5 protein-coding genes and 1 pseudogene are annotated in these 5,007 nt (G+C 37.0%); 5 read left to right on the top strand and 1 reads right to left on the bottom strand.

All coding sequences use genetic code 11. The features are described from left to right. The 4 genes and pseudogenes from gluP to AC1DND_RS23965 all read left to right on the top strand — a co-directional run. Window positions 1–1,255: glucose/galactose MFS transporter (gene gluP, locus AC1DND_RS23980; protein WP_477585084.1), on the top strand; the 1,255-nt coding region annotated here is incomplete at its 5' end. After that, a complete protein-coding gene (locus AC1DND_RS23975; protein WP_477585083.1) occupies window positions 1,249–2,964 on the top strand; it encodes a hypothetical protein in 1,716 nt (571 codons plus the stop codon). The genes gluP and AC1DND_RS23975, both read left to right, overlap by 7 nt. Before the next feature lie 14 nt (window positions 2,965–2,978). Beyond that, window positions 2,979–3,830 carry an N-acetylglucosamine kinase gene (locus AC1DND_RS23970; protein WP_477585082.1) on the top strand — a complete coding sequence of 284 codons (852 nt, stop codon included), beginning with the start codon at window positions 2,979–2,981 and terminating at the stop codon, window positions 3,828–3,830. A 17-nt stretch (window positions 3,831–3,847) separates the two neighbouring features. After that, window positions 3,848–4,030 (top strand): annotated as a pseudogene (locus tag AC1DND_RS23965) (glucosamine-6-phosphate deaminase); the annotation flags it as partial. Between the two features lie 133 nt (window positions 4,031–4,163). Here AC1DND_RS23965 and AC1DND_RS23960 read toward each other — a convergent pair. Beyond that, a complete protein-coding gene (locus AC1DND_RS23960; protein WP_477585081.1) occupies window positions 4,164–4,499 on the bottom strand; it encodes a DoxX family membrane protein in 336 nt (111 codons plus the stop codon). 3 nt (window positions 4,500–4,502) lie between these two features. On the opposite strand from AC1DND_RS23960, the gene AC1DND_RS23955 reads away from it, so the two are divergent. Next, window positions 4,503–4,892 carry a hypothetical protein gene (locus AC1DND_RS23955; protein ID WP_477585080.1) on the top strand — a complete coding sequence of 130 codons (390 nt, stop codon included), beginning with the start codon at window positions 4,503–4,505 and terminating at the stop codon, window positions 4,890–4,892. Window positions 4,893–5,007 lie beyond the last annotated feature (115 nt).

The raw sequence follows: 5,007 nt of genomic DNA, 5'->3' as shown, positions 1-5,007 counted from the left end.
AGAATATATAGAAAAACCAAAAGCAAACTATACCTCTGCAATGCTATCTATAGGTATATTATTTTTTATTTTTGGCTTTATCACTTGGATAAATGGAGTTTTAATTCCATTTCTACGAATCGCTTGCGAGCTTACCGAGACAGAGGCTTACTTTGTAACCTTTGCTTTTTATATTGCCTATACCGTAATGGCCATACCATCTGGCAAGATGTTAAAAAGAACAGGTATGGTTAGTGGTATGCGCATAGGTTTATACTGTATGGCAGTAGGTTCAGTTGTATTTATTCCTGCTGCTATTAACAGATCATTTATACTTTTTCTAGCCGGACTATTTATTACGGGTACTGGATTAACTATTTTGCAGATTGCTGTAAATCCTTATGTAACCATCTTAGGCCCTGCCGAAAGTGCAGCCAAAAGAATTAGTATTATGGGTCTGTGCAATAAGTTCGCAGGAATATTGGCTCCCTTGATATTAGGTAGTATTTTATTAGGTAAATCGAATACAATTGTGGCTAATATAGCTACAGTGTCTGCTTCGCATAAAATACAAATGTTAGATGATTTGGGCAGATCTATAATAATACCTTATGTTATTATAACGGTTGCATTATTGTTACTGGGGTATTTATTGAAATACGTAAGTCTACCACAAATAGATGAAGAAGAGACTAACCGGTCATCGGCAATAATTGCGAAAAAATATACTGGACAGATAACTGCGGGTTTTGTAGCCGTATTTTGCGCAGTTGGTGTAGAAGTAATGGCTGGGGACACCATTAGTAACTATGGCTTATATCATGGTTTTTCCCTAAGTATGGCTAAAAACCTTACCTCATATACCTTAAGTGGTATGCTTATTGGTTATTTGCTTGGGATCATATTAATACCAAAGTATTTAAAACAAGAACTTTCCTTTTTGATTTCTGCTGTATCTGGAGCCCTCATTACTGTTTTAATTATTATCCTGCCTAAAGAAATATCTGTATTTTTATTAGCAGCCTTAGGTGTTGTCAATGCCTTACTCTGGCCTGCTATTTGGCCTACTGCTTTAAGAGGGTTAAGTGTTTTACAGATAAAAAGAGCGTCGGCTATATTAATTATGGGCATTGCTGGTGGTGCTATAATACCACTTGCCTATGGTTATTTGCTGCATTTTTCCAACAACCAGTTATCCTATATCATTCTTTTACCTTGTTACCTGTATCTAATTGCATATAGCGTTAAACCGGTTCGTCATCCCAACTTTTGGTAATTAAATTTGAAAACTGTTTAACAGATAAGGGCAGTTATGAAATTGGCGAAAGCGTTAAACTTTCCTGTACAATCAATAATTCTGGCGAAAAGCCAATTAATCTGAAAACAGTTAAGGTTAAAATTAGAAACATATCAAAAGATAAATCTTTTTTTACAGAGACCAGTTTGCCGAGCGGTATAACAATTAATACTGCAAAACAATATGCCGTAACCAACCTGCCGATATGGACTGTGCCAAACGATGCCAGTACCGATGCCTATGGCGTATACCTGGTTTATCACGATGAAAACGGAAAGGAAAAAGTGCTTTATCAAACATTTTTTAGGGTAGTTAACTCTAAAATTTTAACCGTTTATAATATTACAGAAAATAGCTATAAAGGTTTAAATATGTACGCTTTGGATGGCGGAATGAGTGCTGAATATGTTGTAGAAAAATCAATAGAAAACCTAAGTGGCGGAATTTCGCATTCTTGGCTAGTAAACGGCCCAGGTTCTGGCCCTAATCCTGTTTATGCAACTCCTCAGTTTTTACAAAACTCGGTAATCAAAACGGTTGATTCCTATAACAAGTTTTTAGGAGAAAATACTACTTTCGAAACGGTAATTCTGTCAACAGGTTTTCCGGCAATACCAAATATAAGTAATGTATTAAAAGCTCCTGTTTTGCCCCTTCATTTTTTGGTAACAACCAATAATATCAAAGAGATAGAAACCATATTAAGTTATTCAAATAATAATGGTTATCCATCTTACAGTACGCTGGGCTACGATCATTCGGTACCTGATGCCGTTGCGTGGGTTAAATTGTTAGATCTGCCTAAAGAGTACATCACTTTTTTGCAACAACACCATGTAAAGAATATAGTTATAATGGGTTCTACTGGAGTAACTGGTGGCGAAACAAAGGCAAAACAAGTTCTGGATAATGTAAATGGAAAATACAAACCAGGTAGTATTTATATCTTGTATCCGGGCAACAGCGCAGATGATGTAAAAACTTTACAGCAAAAAATTAGAGATTATAATGATTTTACCTTACAGACTGACTATACCTATATTTCTGATTGGGAAAGCGGTGTAATAGAAGATCAGATAAAAAACATTACCAGCAACAAGAATATAATAGGTATTTCAAGTTACGCCATAACATCTCCAGACTTATTGGATATGTATAATTTGGGCACAACATCTACCTTAGCCTATTTCAAAAAGAATAATTTAACACCAACTGGTGTGGCAATAAATCCTTATTTGATTGCACACCCAGCTTACGAAGTTTATAAAGGCTACATTCCTTTGCACTATTGGCAACTGGTGCCACCACAAAGTACAGTTGATAGGATTAAAACTATTGTAAATAAGGCAGTGTCTGATTATTATCCAGAACTCAAATTTAGTCAGTTTAATATGTGGGTAAATTCGAGTAATAATTTTGGGGCAGCTGCCGCAGCTGGTAACCTTATCACTAGCCTCAAGGCAAATGGCTTTAACAATATCAAAGAAAATGATTACAGTAAAGATGAAATTTGGGATCCAAGTGATGGCTTGTATGCACCTAATGAGGTAATTGTTAATGAATTGGTTAATAACGGTACCTTAAGCCAGTTTCAAGCAGCAGTAAAAGCCTTAAAACCACTTTCTTTAAATGAGCTTGCACAAGTAGCTCAAAAATTTCCACAAATATCTATTTCTAAACTAAATTAAGAACTTGTAAATCAATGAAATTAATTGCCGATAGTGGTTCTACAAAAACGAATTGGTGCCTTATTACCAATAACAGTCATAAGTTTTATTTTGATACAGAAGGTTACAATCCATTTTATGTAAACAGTGAATATATAATAAATTCAATCAATGAGAATTTACCTGATACAATTTTGCGGGATGAAGTAATGGAAATTAGTTTCTATGGCGCTGGCTGCGAAATTCACAAAATAGAGTTGATAAAAAATGCAATGCAACAGGTTTTTAATAATGCTATGATAACTGTAGACACAGATTTATTGGCTACAGCCAGAGCACTACTTGGCAATGAACCAGGCTTTGCAGCCATATTGGGAACAGGAACAAATACATGCTTATACGATGGAAAATCGATAACCACCAATATAGATTCTCTCGGTTTTCTATTGGGGGATGAAGGTAGCGGCGGTGTTATTGGAAAGAAAATAATCACAGATTATATAAGAGGAGAAATGGACGAACAAACCAACTATTTATTTTATAGCACCTATAAAATAACACCTGAAAAACTTTTAGAAAACCTCTATTCAGAACCACTTTATAACAGGTTCTGTGCTAGCTATTGTAAATTTTTAAGCCTTGAGACCATAAACCCAGATTATAGGCGTCATGTTGTACTCCAGGTTTTTAATGCCTTTTTTAAAAATCTAGTAAGTAGGTATAAGAATTATAATGCTTATACATTCAATTGCGCAGGTTCGGTTGGTTTTCAGTTTAAAGATATTCTGATAGAGGTTGCTGAAACGTTTGGTATGGAAGTTAAATTAATCACAAAATCAGTAATTACTAATCTTGCTGATTATCACCTTCATAAACAAATTAAATAGCAGGGAATACTTCTATCATGGCAAGATTAAATTTATTAAAAGAAACGCGGTTTGAAAAGCTTCCGGTTACAGTTTTTAATAACCCTAAAGAAGCATCATTAAATGTAGCAAACCGGATTGCTCAAATTATTAAAGGAAAACAAGCTGCTGGCAAAAAAGCGGTACTAGGTTTGGCCACAGGTGCCACTCCTGTAGCAGTGAGACGCCGTAAATAATGGAATTGTAGCAGGTCTTCAAAATCATTACATCGAAACGGGCTTATACGCGGCGTTATGATTTTGCATATGGGACCAAAGGGAACCACTTTGAGATGCAATTGGCAATCACCTTGAATTAAAACAACCAAATGGCTCCCGACCGTTTAAGAACGTGGCGGAATAAAGAGGATCCGTCCAGGCTCCAAAAACAGTTGGGCTGAAGAGCAAGAAGGAAACTCGCCGCGCTCAGCGTAAAAACAGAATAGCCTATCGGAGATTCAATGCCAAATGAGAGGGCCATACAAAGCGCAAAGCATAAGCTCAACAGTCCGCTCCCCATCGCAGCAGCCCGAGTAAACAAACCGGCCAGTAAGAGCAGTCCGAATAATCCTTCCAAAATGGTGGCAATTACCGCAAGTACCGGCACAAGGTGATGCGGAAGCATCGACATCACCTCCCCTGCGTACTTCATAAAATGATCCCAATCGACGGCTCTTCGGGATCATCGGGTGGTGGCGGAGGAAACACCTACACATCATCTCCCCCTGCCCCATCGAACCTTCCGGGAGAGGACAAAAACCCTGTCAATCCCAGAGAGATGATGGAATGTTTTTCAAAGATCCCAAGTACAAATGCAGCATTTGTAGTAAGGGTGTATGTTGTTGAACCGCAGCCTGGAACCTCTTTTAATGTCGGCGCTAACAGTTTCGGCCATGTGGCTATTTCTTTGAGCAAAACAAGTGGAGCCACAACCATCACACAAGCTGTCGGATTTTACCCTACCGGAACAGGAATGGATAAACTGTCCTCTAAATCGCAAATTCTTGACAACGGTGGTCCATACCTTTTTTTTCAAATAAAGTAACTGGCCAACAATATCAAATCGAGAGAAATGTTTTTGTGTATCCGTTAAAGGTTCTAAAATCCCTACAATGAGATTTGATAAAATCAATGGCACTTTTTTGTCAATAAATAAATTT

The organism is Pedobacter sp. 01N416, from assembly GCF_056399685.1.
The sequence above is the reverse complement of the archived record's forward strand: the minus strand, read 5'-3'. Positions and strand labels throughout refer to the sequence as shown.